Source organism: Planococcus sp. TJ-302, from assembly GCF_058268455.1.
The window spans coordinates 355,170-374,962 of record NZ_JBZDOI010000001.1; the positions used below are offsets into that span (position 1 = coordinate 355,170).

Annotated in this window: 16 protein-coding genes; 15 read left to right on the plus strand and 1 reads right to left on the minus strand. The window is 49.0% G+C overall.

Translation table 11 applies throughout. The annotated features are described in order from the left end of the window. Positions 1–84: 84 nt before the first annotated feature. The 6 genes from dxs (at position 85) to AC4EHB_RS01885 (ending at position 6,978) form a co-directional block, all read left to right on the plus strand. A complete protein-coding gene (dxs, locus tag AC4EHB_RS01860) occupies positions 85–1,986 on the plus strand; it encodes a 1-deoxy-D-xylulose-5-phosphate synthase (RefSeq protein WP_490975599.1) in 1,902 nt (633 codons plus the stop codon). Beyond that, the gene (locus tag AC4EHB_RS01865) at positions 1,983–2,804 is read left to right on the plus strand and encodes a TlyA family RNA methyltransferase (protein ID WP_490973889.1); all 822 of its coding nucleotides are present in this window, start codon (positions 1,983–1,985) and stop codon (positions 2,802–2,804) included. Before dxs ends, AC4EHB_RS01865 begins: the two co-directional genes overlap by 4 nt. 289 nt (positions 2,805–3,093) lie before the next feature. After that, complete coding sequence (gene ahrC, locus AC4EHB_RS01870; protein ID WP_490980528.1) at positions 3,094–3,543, plus strand: transcriptional regulator AhrC/ArgR; 450 nt, start codon at positions 3,094–3,096, stop codon at positions 3,541–3,543. A 15-nt stretch (positions 3,544–3,558) separates the two neighbouring features. Continuing rightward, positions 3,559–5,256 carry a DNA repair protein RecN gene (recN, locus tag AC4EHB_RS01875; protein ID WP_490973890.1) on the plus strand — a complete coding sequence of 566 codons (1,698 nt, stop codon included), beginning with the start codon at positions 3,559–3,561 and terminating at the stop codon, positions 5,254–5,256. 34 nt (positions 5,257–5,290) lie between these two features. Beyond that, complete coding sequence (gene spo0A, locus AC4EHB_RS01880; protein WP_490980529.1) at positions 5,291–6,049, plus strand: sporulation transcription factor Spo0A; 759 nt, start codon at positions 5,291–5,293, stop codon at positions 6,047–6,049. Between the two features lie 203 nt (positions 6,050–6,252). Then, a complete protein-coding gene (locus AC4EHB_RS01885) occupies positions 6,253–6,978 on the plus strand; it encodes a glycerophosphodiester phosphodiesterase (RefSeq protein ID WP_490973892.1) in 726 nt (241 codons plus the stop codon). Positions 6,979–7,004: 26 nt separating this feature from the next. Here the strand turns inward: AC4EHB_RS01885 and AC4EHB_RS01890 are convergent, their stop codons facing one another. Further along, positions 7,005–7,238, minus strand: a complete 234-nt coding sequence (locus AC4EHB_RS01890) for a DUF2627 domain-containing protein (protein WP_135504737.1) — start codon at positions 7,236–7,238, stop codon at positions 7,005–7,007. A 126-nt stretch (positions 7,239–7,364) separates the two neighbouring features. Between AC4EHB_RS01890 and AC4EHB_RS01895 the strand changes: the two genes are divergently transcribed. The 9 genes from AC4EHB_RS01895 (at position 7,365) to AC4EHB_RS01935 (ending at position 19,793) form a co-directional block, all read left to right on the plus strand. Further along, a complete protein-coding gene (locus AC4EHB_RS01895; RefSeq protein ID WP_490980530.1) occupies positions 7,365–9,407 on the plus strand; it encodes a sigma-54 interaction domain-containing protein in 2,043 nt (680 codons plus the stop codon). Positions 9,408–9,535: 128 nt separating this feature from the next. Beyond that, complete coding sequence (yqiS, locus tag AC4EHB_RS01900; RefSeq protein ID WP_490980531.1) at positions 9,536–10,456, plus strand: phosphate butyryltransferase; 921 nt, start codon at positions 9,536–9,538, stop codon at positions 10,454–10,456. A 12-nt stretch (positions 10,457–10,468) separates the two neighbouring features. After that, a complete protein-coding gene (locus AC4EHB_RS01905) occupies positions 10,469–11,563 on the plus strand; it encodes a Leu/Phe/Val dehydrogenase (protein ID WP_490973895.1) in 1,095 nt (364 codons plus the stop codon). Between the two features lie 84 nt (positions 11,564–11,647). Further along, positions 11,648–12,736 (plus strand): butyrate kinase, encoded by a 1,089-nt coding sequence (buk, locus tag AC4EHB_RS01910; RefSeq protein ID WP_490973896.1) that lies wholly within the window; start codon positions 11,648–11,650, stop codon positions 12,734–12,736. Positions 12,737–12,757: 21 nt separating this feature from the next. Continuing rightward, positions 12,758–14,185 (plus strand): dihydrolipoyl dehydrogenase, encoded by a 1,428-nt coding sequence (lpdA, locus tag AC4EHB_RS01915; protein WP_490980532.1) that lies wholly within the window; start codon positions 12,758–12,760, stop codon positions 14,183–14,185. A 13-nt stretch (positions 14,186–14,198) separates the two neighbouring features. Beyond that, positions 14,199–15,203 carry a thiamine pyrophosphate-dependent dehydrogenase E1 component subunit alpha gene (locus AC4EHB_RS01920; protein WP_490973898.1) on the plus strand — a complete coding sequence of 335 codons (1,005 nt, stop codon included), beginning with the start codon at positions 14,199–14,201 and terminating at the stop codon, positions 15,201–15,203. Continuing rightward, complete coding sequence (locus AC4EHB_RS01925; RefSeq protein ID WP_490973899.1) at positions 15,203–16,186, plus strand: alpha-ketoacid dehydrogenase subunit beta; 984 nt, start codon at positions 15,203–15,205, stop codon at positions 16,184–16,186. Before AC4EHB_RS01920 ends, AC4EHB_RS01925 begins: the two co-directional genes overlap by 1 nt. Before the next feature lie 467 nt (positions 16,187–16,653). Next, entirely contained in the window at positions 16,654–18,000 is a 1,347-nt protein-coding gene (locus AC4EHB_RS01930; RefSeq protein WP_490973900.1) for a dihydrolipoamide acetyltransferase family protein, read from the plus strand. A gap of 98 nt (positions 18,001–18,098) precedes the next feature. Continuing rightward, entirely contained in the window at positions 18,099–19,793 is a 1,695-nt protein-coding gene (locus AC4EHB_RS01935) for a methylmalonyl-CoA mutase family protein (protein WP_490973901.1), read from the plus strand.

Sequence of the window (19,793 nt, forward strand, 5' to 3'; positions counted from 1 at the left end):
CTCTGATTTGTACTATGGCTTCAGATTGTTATAATAAAGACAGATTACTCTACGGTAAAATTATATAGAAGGTGTGTGATGGCAATGGATCTGCATACGATTACCAGTCCATCTTTCTTAAAAGGGCTGAACAATGATCAGCTCGTCGAATTAAGTGAAGATATCCGGAAATTCCTAATTGAAAACTTATCAAGAACCGGAGGCCATATTGGCCCCAATTTAGGTGTCGTCGAACTGACGCTCGCCTTGCATAAAGTGTTTGACAGCCCGTCCGATAAATTGATTTGGGACGTTGGGCATCAGTCATACGTCCACAAAATCCTGACGGGGCGCGCTAGCCAATTTGATACGCTGCGCCAGTTTAAAGGCTTATGTGGATTTCCGAAACGCATTGAAAGCGAGCATGATGTCTGGGAAACTGGCCATAGCTCGACTTCTTTGTCAGCGGCGATGGGCATGGCTGCGGCACGCGACATTCAGAAAACCAAAAATCACGTAATTCCGATTATCGGCGACGGCGCGTTGACCGGCGGAATGGCGTTTGAAGCGCTTAACCATATCGGACATGAAAAAACCGATATGATCGTCATCCTCAACGATAACGAAATGTCGATAGCACCGAATGTCGGCGCTATGCACAGTGTGCTTGGCAGAATGCGGACAGCCGGCAAATACAATAAAGTTAAAGACGATTTGGAATATTTGATGAAAAAAATTCCTGCGGTTGGCGGAAAACTCGCTTCTACTGCGGAGCGCGTTAAAGACAGCTTAAAATATCTGGTCGTTTCCGGCATGTTCTTTGAAGAGCTCGGATTTACGTACCTAGGTCCAATCGACGGTCATGACCTTGAAGAGCTTGAAGAAAACCTGAAATATGCCAAGAAAACCAAAGGCCCGGTATTGCTGCATGTCATCACGAAAAAAGGCAAAGGCTTCCTGCCCGCGGAAAACGATATCGTCGGTACGTGGCACGGAACCGGCCCTTATAAAATGGAAACAGGCGACTTGGTTGCATCTTCATCGAAAGCACCTTCGTGGAGCGGGTTAATCGCTGAAACCGTCCGCAAACTGGCGCGTGAAGACGAGCGTATCGTTGCCATCACGCCGGCAATGCCTGTGGGCTCGAAACTTGTTGGTTTCGCTACAGAATTCCCTGACCGCTTTTATGACGTCGGCATCGCTGAACAACATGCCATGACAATGGCTGCGGGTTTAGCAACGCAAGACATGAAACCGTTCTTAGCGATTTATTCGACATTCTTGCAGCGCGCGTATGACCAAGTGGTGCACGATGTTTGCCGCCAGAACCTGAATGTCTTTATCGGCATCGACCGGGCGGGCCTTGTCGGAGCGGACGGCGAAACGCATCAAGGCGTATTCGATGTGGCGTTCCTGCGCAACTTGCCGAACATGGTCATCATGATGCCAAAAGACGAGAACGAAGGCCAACACATGGTGCAGACGGCAATCGATTATAATGGCGGACCGATCGCTTTGCGCTATCCGCGCGGCAACGGCCTTGGTGTACCGATGGACAGTGAACTGAAAAGCTTGCCGATCGGCTCGTGGGAAGTTCTTGAAAAAGGCGCCGATGCGGTCATCTTGACGTTCGGCACAACGATTCCAATGGCGCTTCACGCGGCTGAACAGCTGCGCGAGCAAGGAATCCAGCTGGAAGTCGTTAATGCGCGATTCATCAAACCGATGGACGAAGCAATGCTGCATTCAATATTCGGGCGCAAAATTCCAATCATCACGTTGGAAGAAGCAGTGCTGCAAGGCGGCTTCGGTAGTGGGGTTCTTGAATTTGCGGAAGAAAACGAATATTACGGCGCAGTTATCCACCGCCTCGGCATTCCAGATCAATTTATCGAGCACGGCGATGTCGCTGAATTGATGGATGAAATCCATTTGAACAGCGACGAAGTGGTGCGCATTGCGAAAAAATTGACGGCTATGCAAAAGGCGGAATCGAAAGCCTTATGAACAAACCGAAAAAAGAGCGTGTAGATGTCCTGCTCGTTGAACGGGGTATCTGTGAAACGCGTGAAAAAGCGAAAAGAGCCATCATGGCAGGCATTATTTTTTCCAATGAAGAACGCATGGCCAAACCGGGCGAGAAAATCCCGGAAGACGCACCATTGCGGATGAAAGGCAATGATTTGAAATACGTCAGCCGCGGCGGGCTGAAGCTTGAAAAAGCGCTCGCCGAATTTGATTTATCGGTCGAAGGCAAATTGATGCTCGACATCGGTTCTTCGACCGGCGGATTTACGGATTGCGCCCTTCAAAACGGCGCGAAACATTGCTACGCCTTGGATGTGGGATCGAATCAGCTGGCTTGGAAAATCAGACAAGATGAACGTGTCACTGTTATGGAAAAAACCAATTTCCGGCATTCAAAACCGGAAGATTTCACTGAAGGTTTACCGGAATTTGCAACAATCGACGTCAGCTTCATTTCATTGCGCATCATCCTGCCGGTACTGAAACAAATTCTTGTGCCAGGCGGCGATGTGATTGCACTCGTCAAACCGCAATTTGAGGCAGGGCGAGAAGCTGTTGGCAAAAAAGGCATCGTACGGGAACCGAAAACACATCGTGACGTGTTGGCGAAAGTCGGCAATTTCGCAATCCAGTCGGGATTCCATGTGAAGAATATGTCTTTCTCACCGATTACAGGAGGCGAAGGGAATATTGAGTTCTTGTTCCACCTGCAATCGGCGACAGAAGGCAGTGAAATCGCTCCGGTGTCCGATGAAGCGATAACGAACCTTGTCAAATTGGCCCATGAAACACTGTAAGTACACTCCAAAAGGGCTGTCGAGAATTTCTCGGCAGCCCTTTTATTGCGCTTCAAGGCCATTTCATCACCTGTAACAAGCACAGCGACGTAGAAACAGGAACAGAAGAATAAGTTTTAACGGTGCTGTTAACTGGAATATTAGTCAAACAAAGTTGTTTCGATTAAGCGTTCACAACCCACGCAAATGAGATAAGTTTGCTTGTTTTCTTGTTCACTTGTTTTTCGTACAGAATAAAGGTACGCTATAAGGTATATGGAATAATTATTCATCCTTAGGAGGACTTCAATTGAACAAAGGGCAAAGACATATAAAAATCCGTGATCTCATTTCGAATCGTGAAATCGAAACACAGGATGAACTGGTGGAACTGTTGAAGTCAGCGGGCTACGAAGTAACGCAAGCGACTGTTTCAAGGGACATCAAGGAATTGCATTTAGTGAAAGTGCCGCTTCAGGACGGCCGTTATAAATACAGCTTGCCGGCTGACCAGCGCTTCAATCCTATGCAGAAATTGCACCGTGCTTTGACGGATGCTTTCGTCAGTATTGACGGCGCCAGCCATTTCTTGATCATGAAAACATTGCCGGGCAATGCCCATGCAATCGGCTCATTGATCGACCATTTGGACTGGGAGGAAATCCTTGGCACAATCTGTGGAGATGATACATGTCTCATCATCTGCCGTGATACAGACCAACGTGAAGTATTGAGACAACGTTTGATTGAGATGCTTTAAAAAAGAGGTGGACATATGCTGCGTGAATTGGATATACGCAATTTTGCAATCATCGAAGCGCTGACAGTCAGTTTTACAGAAGGACTGACTGTATTAACTGGGGAAACCGGCGCCGGTAAGTCGATTATCATAGATGCCGTTCATTTGCTTGCAGGTGGACGCGGAAGCCAGGAATTTATCCGCCATGGCGCGAAAAAAGCTGAAATTGAAGGCCTTTTCTCGATAGAAGATGGCAAGCATCCGGTATTCGCTAAATTAGCGGATTTCGGCATGGAGCCGACAGATGGCGAGATTTTACTGCGCCGCGAACTGAACGATAAAGGCAAAAACGTCTGCCGCGTCAACGGCAAATTGGTGACGATTTCGATTCTGCGGGAAATTGGCGGGGCATTGATCGACATCCACGGCCAGCACGAAACCCAGGAATTGATGGATGAGAAACAGCATCTGCATCTCTTGGATCAGTTCGCCGGGAATTCATTGGGCAAGGCGAAAGAAAGCTATTCGCACACTTACGACAAATACATGAAGCTGAAACGGGAATTTGCGTCTTACAATGAAAACGAGCAGCAAATAGCTCAACGCATCGACTTGCTGACGTTCCAATTGCGGGAAATCGAATCGGCGGAATTGATTACAGGCGAAGAAGAAGATTTGTTGCAGGAACGGAAAAAGCTGCAAAATTTCACAAAGATCTACGAATCGGTGTCAGCAGCCCATGAAGCAATCCAAGGCGAATCAAAGGGGCTTGACTGGGTCGGTTCCGCGATGTCGGAACTCGAGCATGCCGCGTCGGTTGATGAGCAATTCGAGAGCCATTCCGAACTGGTTTCAGGCGCATTTTATCAGCTGCAAGACGTTTCTTCTGAAATCAAACGCTTGATAGACGATATGGAATTCGATCCGAGCCGATTAAATGAAATCGAACAGCGCTTGGCGTTGATCCAATCGCTGAAGCGAAAATACGGCGCTTCCGTCGAAGATATACTCATCTACCACGAACAGCAAGCGGATGAACTGGATAAACTTGTGAACCGTGACCAGCGCTATCAGCTCGATCAAGCGAAGTTGAAGGAATTGACCGAAGACTTGCGCGTCGACGCTGACGAATTGACCATTCTGCGAAAAAAAGCCGCAAGCAAACTGGGCAAAGCAATCATGGAGCAATTGCGTGAGCTGCACATGGGCAAAGCATCATTTGAAGTCAATTTCAGTGCATTGCCAAACAACCGCTTTGACCGCAATGGCGGAGATGTCATTTCGTTCTATATTTCCACCAATCTTGGCGAGCCGCTGAAGCCGCTGACAAAGGTCGCTTCCGGCGGCGAATTGTCGCGAATGATGCTGGCATTGAAAACGATTTTCTCGAAACACCAAGGCATCACTTCAATTATATTCGACGAAGTGGACACGGGCGTCAGCGGCCGTGTCGCCCAGGCAATTGCTGAGAAGATTGCAGCGATTTCCGTCCATTCGCAAGTTCTGTGCATTTCGCATTTGCCACAAGTAGCAGCTATGGCGGATCAGCACCTCTTTATAGAAAAGAAAGTCGGGAAGCAGCGTACGACGACGGCAGTCCACGAATTGGACGGCCAGGAACGGACCGAAGAAATGAGCCGGATGCTGTCAGGTGCGGAAATCACTGATTTGACGCTGCAGCACGCTGAGGAATTGCTGACCCTTGCAAAAGATAGAAAACTTTCGTTGCGGTAGAAGTGCAGCAGCACCTAGCAGGAGGAGTTAGTTGATGGAAACGATAAAAATTGCAATCGCGGATGATAATAGCGACTTAGTGAAACTAATGAGCGATTATTTAAGCAGCCAACCAAATATGGAAGTAGTTGCTGTCGCTTATAACGGCAAGACGTGCATTGAAATGCTGAACCAGCATGAAATCGATGTTCTGGTGCTGGATATCATCATGCCCTATTTGGATGGCATCGCGGTTCTCGACGCCATCAAAGAAGATGAAGGTTTACGCAATATTGAAGTAATCATGCTGTCAGCGTTCGGCCAGGAATCCATCATGTCACAGGCAGCTCAAAACGGCGCTTCCTATTTCATCATGAAGCCGTTTGAAGCCGAACGGCTGGCAATCCAGATCAACCACATTATGCAAAGCCGGCCACTGCCGGAAAATCCGAAAAAAACGGCGGCGTTGAAGAACGAAGAAATCGTTGCCTTGATGAAAGATATCGGGATTCCGCCCCACATCCAAGGCTTTCACTACTTGAAAGAAGCGATTTCTCAAGTAATGGATAATCCTGCTTTGCTTAATAAAGTAACAAAGGAACTTTATCCGAATGTCGCAGAACGGATGGACTCGACACCGACACGCGTAGAGAGGTCTATCCGGCACGCCATCGAACTGGTATGGAACCGCGACGATACCCGGCACATTTCTGCCATATTCGGATACAGCGAAGAGTTGCTGAAAGAAAAGCCCACCAATTCGAAATTCATCGCCATGATCGTCAACAGCACAAAAAATGGGCAAGGGAAATAATCCCCGATTGCCAAACACGCCGCCTTGCATGCTCTCACCATTGCTGCAAGCGGCTTTTTTTATAAATTAAATAAGACATGAAAAAGCGATAAGCTAAAATAAAAGGTTACAAAACGCGAAGAAGGCTTTATAATATTTTGTGATGATGATAAAAATACGCTATTCAAACGAATGCAAATTATAAAGAAAGAAGATGGTTTAACGTGTCTGAACTGAGAATATACGCCCATCGCGGGGCATCCGGCTATTCGCTCGAGAACACTTGGAAAGCTTTCCGCAAAGCAGGCGAAAGCGGCGTCGGCATCGAGCTGGATCTCCAGATCACCAAAGATGGTGTCGTTATTGTCTACCATGACGATAATCTCAAGCGGCTCAGCGGAAAGAACCTGAAGATTGAAGAAGCCGAATACAGTTTGATGAAAGAATTGAAAATCGGCAAGCGATGGCATCGCAGGTTTTGGCACGACTCCATCCCGCTCGGCTACGAAGTCATCCAATGGGCCAAAGAGAAAAAGGTGCCATTGAACATCGAATTGAAAAGTTCGTTTGTGAAACACTCGGACGGCCCCCGCATTATCGCTTCGATGCTTGAAGGGGCGGAAGACTTTCATGTGTCTTCTTTCCACCCGGAGCTCCTCCGGAACATGAAAGCGCTGCTGCCAGAAACAGAAATGGCGTTGATCCTGAAGAAAAGAATGCCGCTGGAAATGCTCGACGGGATGGACTGGGTAGACAGCATCCATCTCCATAAGCGGATTTACTCCAGGCAGTTTTTAAAAGCTCTCCATGGAATGGAAAAGACTGTTCGCGTCTATGGCATCCGTGGCAGGGAAGCTGCGATGAAAAAATTGGCGCCAGAATTGAAAGGCATCATTACAGACTACCCGCACCGGGTAATAAAAAAATTGCGTCCGCCCTCAAAAGGGTAGACGCAATTTTTTTTTGCCGAATGGCGTTATTTCTGGAACCGTTTTGAAACGGTTCCTTTTTTGCGGTCGCGGTTCAACAGGAAACCGGCGAAAAACCCGATGCCGAGCACAACGAAAATGGTGCCGAGCGTAAACTGCAGCCACAATGCCGGATAAGGCTCGAGCAATTTATTAAACAAAGTATCACGCATCAATTTGATGCCGTAAGCTGCGAGGATTCCCGGTATGAGCAAGATGATAAAAGCGATAAGACGTCCCATGTTTCCACTCCTTCTCCGTCTATTGTTTTCCACTTTGCTGGTACTTGTCAAGAATCTAATCCTACTGTACGCTTGAACGAGCATTGCAAGAAATTGCATAGATCAATTGGAAAGGTATGAAGTCCATTGCAAAACGTTGTTGTCATCGGAGGCGGGGCAGGCGGCTCAGCCATCCTTCAAATTTTAATGGAATCGGAATACTTGAATGTCTATGGCGTCGCGGATCTTAACTTGCAGGCGCCCGCCATACTCGCTGCACAAAAAAATGGCATTCGCGTCAGTACGGATTTCCATGATTTTGCCAACGAAGATGTTGATATGGTATTCAATGTTTCCGGCAGTGAAGAAGTCCAGCGAGAGCTTCCTGGCCTGTTCCCTCGGAAAACGGTCATTATTCCAGGAGGCATCGCCAATGTCTTAGTGCGCTTGGTCACCGAAAAAGAGCAGTTCATTTCATTGATGAGTGAAGTCAGCCACAAACAAAACATCATCTTCAATTCGGTTGAAGAAGGAATGATCGGCATTGACCGGAAAGGGCGCATCAATTTCATCAATAGGAGCGCGTCCCGCATGATCGAAGTGACTGCCGAAGAAGCGATGGGCCACCCCATCAACGAATTGATCACATTGAGCGAATTGCCGCGGATTTTTGAAACCGGCCGAACCGAATTGAACCGGGAGCTCGAGCTGAAGAATGGCCTGAAGATTGTCACTTCGCGTTTTCCGATGGTCGACGAATTCGGGGAGACAATCGGCGCTTTTGCGGTGTTCAAAGACATAACGGAAGTGGTATCTCTCGCTGAACAGATTACGGATTTGAAAGAAATCCAGACGATGCTTCAAGCAATCATCGCCTCTAGTGACGACGCAATTTCAGTGGTGGATGAACAAGGGATCGGCCTGCTCGTGAATCCGGCTTATACCCGCATCACCGGACTCGAGATGGACCAGGTTATCGGCCAGCCTGCGTCGGCGGATATCTCCGAAGGGGAGAGCATGCACTTGAAAGCGCTGCAAACGCGGAAGCCATACCGCGGCGTCAATTTGAAGGTAGGTCCCGCTAACCGGGAAGTGATCGTCAATGTAGCACCGATCATTGTCGACAACAAGTTGAAAGGCAGTGTCGGGGTCATCCACGATACCACCGAAATCCGCTCGCTCATGAAAGAGCTTGACCGCGCTCGCAGCATTATCCGCACGCTCGAATCGAAATACACGTTTGATGACATCATCGGCTTATCCTCTGAAATGCAGTTGAGTTTGCAACAGGCAAAGTTGGCCGCGCAAACGCTCGTTACGGTTTTATTGCGCGGCGAATCGGGCACCGGCAAAGAATTGTTCGCCCATGCCATCCACAGTGAAAGCGAACGAAAGTTCAATAAATTCGTGCGTGTCAACTGCGCTGCTTTATCGGAAGAACTGCTCGATAGTGAATTGTTTGGATATGAGGAAGGTGCAATTCCAGGGAAAAGCGGAGAGAAAAGAGGCTTGTTCGAGGAAGCTAATAACGGCAGCATCTTCCTTGACGAAATCGGTGAATTGTCGCCGATGATCCAAAGTAAATTGCTGCGTGTGCTGCAGGAGCACGAAACGCTGCGTATTGGCGGCACCAAGCCGATTCCTGTCAATGTTCGGGTCATTGCCTCAACGAATGCCAATATGGAAAAAGCGCTGCTCGGCGGCACATTCCGGGAAGACTTGTATTACCGGCTGAACCGCATGCCGATTCTCATACCGCCATTGCGCAACCGAAAGCAGGACATTCCGCGCATTGTTGACCGCTTGTTGATGAAGTTGAACCAGGAATACGGCCGCAATGTTGAAACGGTAACGGAGAAAGCCATGCAATTGCTACGGGTCTATGACTGGCCGGGCAATGTGCGGGAACTCGAGAATATCATCAGCCGCTCGATGATTTTCATGCAGATGAACGATAAAGTATTGACGGAAGAGTTTATTCCACTGAATATGCTGAGGGTAGCTGAAGCAAAGAGTGAAGTGGTTATCGAATCATCTGTACCGCTGCAGGAACAATTGGATGCAGTGGAGCGGGGCATCTTGCACCATTCGCTGACGCAATTCAAAGGCAATAAATCCAAAACCGCGAAGCAGCTGGAAATTTCCTTGCGCACGCTTTATTACAAACTTGAAAAATACGGGTTAATGTGATTTGCAATTTCTTGCACGGTTTTGCAAGAAATTGCAAAGAAAAAAGCCGATAATCCAAAATAAAGCGCTTACAAGCCTTATATAATGCAGTTTTATCTGTTTTAATTAAAAAGGAATGGGGTGAAAAGATGACCACATTAACGAAAATAATGGATGAAATTTCAATGGAAGCCGATAATACGGTGGCTGTCGCTGCGGCGGCAGATTCCGAAGTTCTTGAATCCGTCAGCATGGCGCTCGAACGCAATTTGGCGAGTTTCCGGCTGTACGATGATGAGGTGAAAGTGAAGGAAATGATCAAACGTTATTTTCCACACTTGGTCGGCCATCCGAAAATCCAGATCCACCATGTTAGCGGCAGTGCCCAAGCGGCGAAAGAAGCCGTCAAATCTGTTTACATGAACGATTCGAACGTTTTGATGAAAGGGCATATTTCGACAGCCGTCTTATTGAAGGCAGTGCTGAATCCGGATTATGGTTTGCGGACAGGAAATGTGCTGTCCCACGTCGCTGCGTTCGAAATTGCAGGCTTCGATCGGCTGATTTTTATCACTGATGCCGGCATGAACATCGAGCCGGACCTGCAACAAAAAGCTCAATTAATTGAAAACGCTGTCTCTATCGCACGTTCAGTTGGAGTGGAACTTCCAGTGGTGGCGCCGTTAGCCGCCGTCGAGGTGATTAACCCGACCATGCAGGCGACATTAGATGCCGCTGCGCTGACCGCGATGAACAAGCGGGGCCAAATCAAGAATTGCATCGTCGACGGCCCGTTGGCCTTGGATAATGCAGTATCTGTTACTGCGGCCCAGCATAAAGGGATCACAGGCGAAACTGCCGGCAAAGCCGACATCTTGCTTGTACCTACAATCGAATCCGGCAACATCCTATACAAATCATTGGTCTATTTTGCAAAAGCGAAAGTGGGAGGCGTCATTGCGGGTGCGAAAGCGCCAATCGTTTTGACTTCCCGCGCAGACAGCGCTGAAACGAAGCTTTACTCGCTCGCGCTGGCTATCCGCTCATCAAGCAGTCAACAAACATACTAGGGGGACTTGACAATGGAAATTTTCAAACGAATGGAACAACACGACTATGAACAATTGGTGTTTTGCCAAGATAAAACTTCTGGATTGAAAGCAATCATCTGCATCCACGATACAACTTTAGGGCCGGCTCTTGGCGGAACGCGTATGTGGAACTACGAAACAGAAGAAGAAGCGATTGAAGATGCAATCCGCCTTGGACGCGGAATGACATATAAAAACGCAGCAGCTGGCTTGAACTTGGGCGGCGGCAAGACAGTTATCATCGGCGATCCGTTAAAAGACAAAAACGAAGAAATGTTCCGTGCTTTCGGCCGCTTTATCCAAGGCTTGAACGGGCGCTACATCACAGCTGAAGACGTTGGCACAACAGTTGCGGATATGGACTTGATCCACGAAGAAACTGATTTTGTTACAGGCATCTCTCCAGCATTCGGTTCTTCAGGCAACCCTTCACCAGTAACAGCTTACGGCTGCTACATCGGCATGAAAGCGGCTGCGCTTGAAGCGTGGGGCGACGATTCACTAGAAGGCAAAACAGTTACTGTGCAAGGCGTCGGCAACGTAGCTTACACACTTTGCGAACACCTGCATCAAGAAGGCGCTAAATTGATCGTAACGGATATCAACCAAGAAGCCGTAGCACGCGCAGTAAAAGATTTCGGAGCGACTGCCGTTGCACCGAATGACATCTACTCACAGCAAGCGGACATCTTTGCGCCTTGCGCAATGGGCGCAATCATCAACGATGAAACGATTCCGCAATTGAAAGTTAAAGTTGTTGCTGGTTCAGCCAACAACCAATTGAAAGAAGAACGCCACGGCGACGAGCTTGAAGCATTGGGCATCGTTTACGCACCAGATTTCGTTATCAACTCAGGCGGCGTGATCAACGTTGCGGATGAATTATACGGATACAACAACGAACGTGCGATGAAGCGCGTTGAAACAATTTACGACAGCATTACGCGCATTTTTGCAATCTCGAAACGCGACGGAATTCCTAGCTACCAGGCTGCGGACCGCATGGCGGAAGAACGCATCGACCGTATGCGCAAATCAAGAAGCCAATTCTTGCGCAACGAACACAACATCATCTCAAGACGCTAAATGGCAGGCAGGCACGGCCGGTTCAACCCGGCTGGCGCCTGCTGCTTGTGTAGTTTAAAGAAAAGATGAAACGGAGGGATCGCTGTGCAAAAACAGCAGCAGCGGATTTTGGTCTTAAACCCAGGTTCGACTTCGACTAAGATCGGTGTTTTTGACAACGATATCCTGATAATGGAAAACACCATTCGCCATTCGACGGAATCGCTTGCACAATTCACGTCCATCATCGACCAATTCGAATTTCGCAAAAAAACAATTTTAGAAGCGCTCGATGAAGAAGGCATGAATGTTTCCAATTTGTCTGCGGTCTGTGGACGCGGTGGATTGCTTCGGCCGATCGAAGGTGGGACATACGCAGTCAATGAAACGATGCTCATCGATTTACGCAAAGGCGTATCCGGCCAGCACGCTTCGAATCTTGGCGGAATTATTGCCTTTGAAATTGCTCAGGCGCTGAACATCCCGTCATTCATCGTTGACCCGGTCGTTGTTGATGAATTGGACCCGATTGCACGCGTATCGGGCTTTGCATTGATTGAACGAAAATCGATTTTCCACGCATTAAACCAAAAAGCGGTTGCCCGCCGCTACGCGAAAGAGTCAGGGCGCGCGTATAGCGACTTGCGCTTGATTGTCGTTCATATGGGCGGCGGCATAACAGTCGGCGCACATATCGGCGGCCGTGTCGTAGATGTCAACAACGGCCTTCACGGTGATGGGCCGTTCAGCCCCGAAAGAGCGGGAACGGTGCCAGCTGGCGATTTGGTTGAATTATGCTTCTCAGGCCAATATTACCGCCAGGAAATTATGAAAATGCTGGTTGGGCAAGGCGGCTTGGTCGGGTATCTAGGGACCAATGACGCTGTAAAAGTGGAAAAACGAATTCAAAAAGGCGATCAGGAAGCGAAGCTGATTTATGACGCGATGGCCTATCAGGTAGCGCGCGAAATCGGTTCCGCAAGCGCCGTGCTTGAAGGCAAAGTGGACGCAATCATTCTGACAGGCGGATTGGCTTACGGCAAAAGTTTCGTGGAGTCGATTACAAACCGCATTAGTTGGATCGCAGATGTTGTTGTCCTTCCCGGCGAAAATGAGCTCCAGGCTCTCGCCGAAGGTGCGGCACGCGTATTGAACGGCGAAGAGCAAGCGAAAGTTTACCCGGCAGGAAAATAACAAAGGAGGTCGTCTTCACTTATGGCACAAAATTATGATGTAGTCATCATGGGCGGCGGAACAGGCGGCTACGTAGCTGCCATCCGCTCGGCTCAATTAGGATTAAAAACAGCGATTGTCGAAAAAGGCAATCTTGGCGGAACATGCCTGCATAAAGGCTGTATCCCAAGCAAAGCGCTGCTCCGCAGTGCTGAAGTTTATTCGACAACAAAAAACCACGCAGCTGATTTCGGCGTTGTTACAGGAGACGTGTCATTGGATTTTTCACGCGTTCAGCAGCGCAAACAAGCTATTGTCGACCAATTGCATAACGGCGTTCAAGGCTTAATGAAAAAAGGCAAAATCGATGTCTACGAAGGCATCGGCCGGATTCTTGGACCGTCGATCTTTTCACCGAATGCCGGTACGGTTTCAGTGGAAATGGCGAACGGTGAAGAAAACGAAATGCTTATTCCGAATAATGTCATCATCGCAACAGGTTCTCGACCGCGCACGCTACCGGGCTTGACGATTGACGGCGAATTCGTCATGAGTTCAGATGAAGCACTGCAAATGCAAGAATTGCCGAAATCGATTTTAATCGTTGGCGGCGGTGTTATCGGCATTGAATGGGCATCGATGCTCAATGATTTTGGCGTAGAAGTGACGGTCATCGAATACGCGGACCGCATCATTCCGACAGAAGACAAAGACGTGTCAAAAGAAATGCTGAAATTGCTATCGAAAAAAGGCGTTAAATTCGCTATCGGCGCTAAAGTGATGGCGGAGACGCTTGAAACAGGCGACAACGGCGTAACGATCCAAGCTGAAGTAAAAGGCGGCATGGAAACGTTTAATGCAGAAAAAATGCTGGTTTCTGTAGGCAGACAAGCAAATGTCGAAAACATCGGCCTGGAAAATACGGACATCATTGTTGATAAAGGCTTTATCCAAGTGAAAAATACATTCCAGACAAAAGAGTCCCACATCTACGCAATTGGCGATGTGATCGGCGGCCTTCAATTGGCGCATGTTGCATCCCACGAAGGCATTACGGCCGTTGAGCACATCAAGGGCAATAATCCGCATGCCATCAATTACGATTTGGTGTCGCGCTGCATTTATTCCAATCCGGAAGCCGCAAGCGTCGGCATCACCGAAGAGCAAGCAAAAGAAAAAGGTCATGATGTCAAAGTCGGCAAATTCTCATTTAAAGCAATTGGTAAAGCGCTTGTTTTCGGGGAATCCGACGGCTTCGTCAAAATCATTGCCGATAAAGCGACAAACGACATTTTAGGTGTTCACATGATCGGACCGCACGTAACCGATATGATTTCAGAAGCTGGCCTGGCCATGGTTCTGGATGCAACACCGTGGGAAATCGCCGAAACCATCCATCCGCACCCGACACTATCAGAAGTGATGGGCGAAGCGGCATTGGCTGTAGACGGCAAAGCGATTCATAGCTAAAGGGGGAATTTCAATGGTTTCAAAACACGAAGAAGCAGGTTTGTCACAAGACGATTTGCTGGAAATGTACGAAACAATGCTGACTGCGCGTCGTGTCGATGAGCGCATGTGGCTTCTAAACCGCGCGGGTAAAATCCCGTTCGTTATTTCTTGTCAAGGGCAGGAAGCGGCTCAAGTTGGCGCAGCATTTGCTTTGGACAACACAAAAGATTACATCGCACCCTATTACCGCGACCTAGGCGTTGTCTTGCATTTCGGAATGACGCCTAAAGACTTGATGTTATCGGCTTTCGCAAAAGCCGAAGACCCGAACTCAGGCGGGCGCCAAATGCCTGGCCATTTCGGGCAGAAGAAAAACCGCATCTTGACTGGTTCTTCACCGGTTACCACGCAATTGCCGCACGCAGTAGGCGTAGCAATGGCTGGCAAAATGAAGAAAAAAGATTTTATCACGTTTACAACGCTAGGCGAAGGTTCTTCAAACCAAGGGGATTTCCACGAAGGCTTGAACTTTGCAGGCGTCCATAAATTGCCGGTTATTACGCTGGTCGAAAACAATAAATACGCGATTTCCGTTCCTTATGACCGCCAAGTGGCGAGCAAGAACGTTTCGGACCGCGCAGCTGGATACGGCATGCCGGGCGTAACAATTGACGGCAACGACCCAATCGAAGTTTACAAACACGTCAAAGCAGCTGCCGACCGCGCACGCCGCGGGGAAGGCCCAAGCTTGATCGAAACAGTTTCAGAACGGATGACGGCCCACTCATCAGATGATGACCACCGCCAATACCGTTCAGCTGATGAATTGGCTGCACAAAAAGAAAAAGATCCGATTCTGTTATTCGGCGCTTATTTGAAAGAAAACAGCATCATGGACGACAAACTGGAAGCGGACATCAATGCCCGCATCATGGTTCTTGTCAACGAAGCGACGGATTATGCTGAAAACGCACCGTACGCTGCACCGGAAGACGCGCTGAAATACGTCTACGCGGAACAGGGAGGTAACGAATAATGGCAGTTATGAATTATATTGACGCCATCACGCTTGCCATGAAAGAAGAAATGGAACGTGACGAAAATGTTTTCGTTATAGGCGAAGACGTCGGCAAAAAAGGCGGCGTGTTCAAAGCGACGCAAGGCCTTTACGATCAATTCGGTGAAGACCGCGTTGTTGATGCACCGCTAGCAGAATCGGCAATAGCCGGAGTTGCGATCGGCGCCGCGATGTACGGCATGCGCCCGGTTGCGGAATTCCAGTTTGCGGATTTCATCATGCCAGCTGTCAACCAAATCATTTCGGAAGCATCACGCATCCGCTACCGCTCGAACAATGACTGGACATGCCCGATCGTTTTCCGTGCACCATTCGGCGGCGGCGTCCACGGCGCGTTGTACCATTCACAATCGGTGGAAGCCGTTTTCGCAAACCAGCCTGGTTTGAAAATCGTCATTCCGTCGACTCCATATGACGCAAAAGGATTATTGAAAGCGGCCATCCGCGACGAAGATCCGGTAATGTTTTTCGAACACAAACGCGCTTACCGTTTGATCAAGGGCGAAGTGCCTGAAGAAGACTACACGATTGAAATCGGCAAAGCCGATGTTAAACGCGAAGGCGACGACATCACAGTCATCACTTACGGACTGGCTGTGCATTTCGCGCTGCAAGCTGCAGAACGCCTTGCTGAGGACGGAATTTCCGCCCACATCCTGGACCTGCGCACAATTTATCCATTGGACAAAGAAGGCATCATTGAAGCCGCTAAGAAAACCGGCAAAGTCCTTCTCGTCACAGAAGACAATAAAGAAGGAAGCATCATCGGCGAAGTGGCAGCGATCATCGCTGAAAACTGCCTATTCGACCTGGATGCTCCAATCCGCCGCCTGGCTGGCCCAGACGTTCCCGCAATGCCTTACGCGCCGACAATGGAGAAATTCTTCATGATCAACCCGGACAAAGTCGAAAAAGCAATGCGTGAACTAGCGGAGTTTTAAATAAGAAAAGCGGAAACGGCCGATTAGGTTCGACAGGCATAAGGCGGACCAGCGAAGTGGCGTTCTTTGCCACACAGCTGGGCTGGCTTATGACCCGAGAACCTGGCCGTTGCAGCTGGATCAAAAGAAAAGCGCATGCGCCTGTCAAGTCCCGACAGGCAAGTTATGGCCAAATGAAATTTGGGCCATGACTTTGCGACGAAGCACGTAGTGCTGCTGGAGCATATGTTTTAGACAGAACACCGAAACGGCATGTTTTCAGCCGTACAGACTCGAAAAGTAGAAGTGCCTGTTCAGCTCTGACAGGCATAAGACGGACCAGCGAAGTGGCGTTCTTTGCCACGCAGTTGGGACGGCCTATGACCCGAAGAGCTAGGCACGGAACTAGACACTGGGCTGACTTAAGACCCCGAGGGACTAGGCGCAGAAGCTGGATCAAAAAGTAAATCAAACAAGGAGGAATCCCTTTGGCTATAGAGAACATCAAAATGCCCCAGCTTGGCGAAAGTGTCACAGAAGGCACCATTGAAAAATGGCTTGTCGCTCCTGGCGACCACGTCAATAAATACGATTCGCTGGCGGAAGTCAATACAGATAAAGTAACAGCAGAAGTCCCTTCTTCGTTTACCGGCATCATTAAGGAATTGCTTGCTGCAGAAGGCGAAACACTCGCAGTCGGCGAAATCGTCTGCACAATCGAAACAGAAGGCGGCGATTCAGCTCCGGCTGAAGATGCGACACCTCAACAAGCGGACACAGGCAAAGAAAATACAATGCCTGCTGCAGATACTGCCGTATCGAAACAACCGTCTGGCGGCAATGGCCAGTCACAACCGATCCGCCCGTCTGGCTCGAAAGCACGCTATTCGCCTGCGGTCCTCCGTTTGGCGCAAGACAACGACATTGATCTTGCACAAGTCGACGGATCAGGCAATGAAGGGCGCATCACGCGCAAAGATTTGTTAAAACTGATCGAGAGCGGCAACATTCCGAAAGCTGGCGATGCACCTGCAGCTCCTGCACGCCAAGAAACTTCAGCGCCTCAAGCAGCGGCGCAGCAAGCACCGGCTTCAGCACCTGCAGCTAAGTCAGCGCCGATCGAAAGCGCACCTGGCGATATCGAAATCCCGGTAACAGGCATACGCCGCGCGATCGCTGCCAATATGCTGAAGAGCAAGCACGAAGCGCCACATGCATGGATGATGATCGAAGTAGATGTCACGGACCTGGTTTCGTACCGCGATTCCATCAAAGGCGAATTCAAGAAAAAAGAAGGCTTCAACATTACGTATTTCGCCTTTTTCGTCAAAGCCGTTTCTCAGGCTTTGAAAGAATTCCCAATGATGAACTCGATGTGGGCTGGCGACAAGATCATCCAGAAAAAAGACATCAACATCTCGATCGCAGTTGCGTCGGACAGCGCATTGTTCGTGCCTGTCATCCGCAGCTCAGATGAAAAGTCCGTCAAAGGCATCGGCCGCGACATCAACGACTTGGCATTGAAAGCCCGCAACGGCAAATTGGGATCCACTGACATGCAAGGCGGAACGTTCACTGTCAACAACACAGGCTCGTTCGGCTCTATCCAGTCAATGGGGATCATCAATCATCCGCAAGCGGCAATCCTGCAAGTCGAGTCGATCGTCAAGCGCCCAGTCATCATGGGCAACGGCATGATCGCAGCACGCGACATGGTCAACTTGTGCTTATCGCTCGACCACCGCGTACTTGACGGACTTGTCTGCGGACAATTCCTGGGGCGCGTCAAAGAAATTCTTGAAAACATGAACAAGGAAAACACTTCCGTTTATTGATAGAAAGCCTGGAGTCTACGGACTTCAGGCTTTTTTTCCTTTTATGTCTGTGGATAGTCGGGTAAAATGAATAAAGAGACCTTTAGGGAGGGAACAGCTTGACTATCGAATCGATGAAAAAGACCCAATTTTCCGAACGTACATATGAAGACTGGCGGGAAGCGGCTGAAATAGCGCTGAAAGGCAAACCGCTGGATGAAACTTTGAAAACTCCGACGATAGAAGGCATTACCTTAGAACCGTTATACACAAAAGAAATGTTTGAGAGCCGTGGCCATGCTGCCGAGAGCCAAGCGGCAGCTGTGCAGAACGGCAAACGCTTGCCAGGCTGGTTCGTTGCCCAAGAAACCGCTTACGAAACAGCAGCGGATTTTTTAGCAGCAGCTAAAGAAGAATTGGCGCGCGGCAATGAAACAATCGTTTACACGAGCCAAAAAAATCTGCAATGGACAGATATGGAATTGCAAGAGCTCGCGGGTCTCATCATTACGCATCCGCTGTATTTTAAATTGGGATCTGATGATAACGGCATCTTGCGGGTGTTTGACTTTATTGATGAACAGCAGCTTAGGCATGTTCAAGGGGCGATTCAGTCTGATTTCGTTGTCACTGCGCCACCGAATGTACGCACGCTGATGGTTGATCTGATTCCGGTGCATGGCGCTGGCGGAACGATTATCCATGAACTTGGTGTCGCGCTCAGCATGCTGGCAGAAGCGATGGAAGCCGACAATTTCAATGCACAGGCAGAAAAAATCTGGGTGCGTTTTGCAGTCGACACGCAATTTTTCCAGGAAATCGCTAAGCTCCGCGCATTTCGTGTGTTGTGGAATGCATTTTGCGAAGCGTACGGCGAAAAAGCGCCGGCTGTTCCGGTCTTTACGGAAACATCGGTACGTTCTTATTCAAAACTGGACCCTTACGTCAATTTACTGAGAGCAGGCAACTCGACTTTTTCCGCTATCCTTGGGGGAACGAACGCGCATACTGTGCATCCGCATGATTTTCTGACGGGGCCGAATGGCCAAAGCCGCCGGATTGCGCGCAATGTCCAGCTAGTCATCAAAGAAGAAGCACATGCGGCCCACGTCTTGGACGCTTCAGCCGGCTCATATTACATCGAGTCGCTGACGCAGGAATACGTAGAAGCAGCTTGGCAATACTTTCTTGAAATCGAAGAAGCGGGCGGCTATACGGAAGTTATGCAGTCCGGCTGGCTGGCAGACGACATGCAGGCCAAATGGCTGGAACGCAAAAAGCAGATCGCTTTGCGCAATGCTTCCTTGATCGGCACGAATGTCTACGCTGACCCACAGGAAGCGGTCAAAGACGGCACAATCGACGAAAGCCATCTCGAATACATCACTGCGAAGCGCTTAGCTGCGCCATTTGAGAAAATGCGTGCACTCGCCAAAGAATGTATTTTAAAAACGGCAATTATCCACCTGGCACCGTTAAAAACAGTGAAATCCCAATCGGATTTCGTCGTCGGTTTCCTTGCGGTGGCAGGGATTGAACCATTGATCAGTCCGGAAATTAAATCTGCAGAAGAAGTCAATAAATTCTTGCAGGAAAACCACATTGATTATGCTGTGCTATGCGCTCCGGCAGACGTCATTGATGCCATTCTGCCAAGCTTGGAAACGTCTGCCGCCATTGATGTTGCAGGCAGAATCCCGAAAGAACGCAGTGAATTTTGGAGTAAACACGGCGTCACCGATTCCATTTACGGCGGCAAACACATCAATTCGAAATTAGAAGCGATCTTAAGTCTTGGAAAGGAGGCCTTCTAA

Excerpts from the sequence above, each read along its gene's own strand:
- dxs (WP_490975599.1), top strand. The coding sequence starts at position 85 with ATGGATCTGCATACGATTACCAGTCCATCTTTCTTAAAAGGGCTGAAC.
- AC4EHB_RS01865 (WP_490973889.1), top strand. The coding sequence starts at position 1,983 with ATGAACAAACCGAAAAAAGAGCGTGTAGATGTCCTGCTCGTTGAACGG.
- recN (WP_490973890.1), top strand. The coding sequence starts at position 3,559 with ATGCTGCGTGAATTGGATATACGCAATTTTGCAATCATCGAAGCGCTG.
- spo0A (WP_490980529.1), top strand. The coding sequence starts at position 5,291 with ATGGAAACGATAAAAATTGCAATCGCGGATGATAATAGCGACTTAGTG.
- AC4EHB_RS01890 (WP_135504737.1), bottom strand. The coding sequence starts at position 7,238 with ATGGGACGTCTTATCGCTTTTATCATCTTGCTCATACCGGGAATCCTC.
- yqiS (WP_490980531.1), top strand. The coding sequence starts at position 9,536 with ATGACCACATTAACGAAAATAATGGATGAAATTTCAATGGAAGCCGAT.
- AC4EHB_RS01905 (WP_490973895.1), top strand. The coding sequence starts at position 10,469 with ATGGAAATTTTCAAACGAATGGAACAACACGACTATGAACAATTGGTG.
- lpdA (WP_490980532.1), top strand. The coding sequence starts at position 12,758 with ATGGCACAAAATTATGATGTAGTCATCATGGGCGGCGGAACAGGCGGC.
- AC4EHB_RS01920 (WP_490973898.1), top strand. The coding sequence starts at position 14,199 with ATGGTTTCAAAACACGAAGAAGCAGGTTTGTCACAAGACGATTTGCTG.
- AC4EHB_RS01925 (WP_490973899.1), top strand. The coding sequence starts at position 15,203 with ATGGCAGTTATGAATTATATTGACGCCATCACGCTTGCCATGAAAGAA.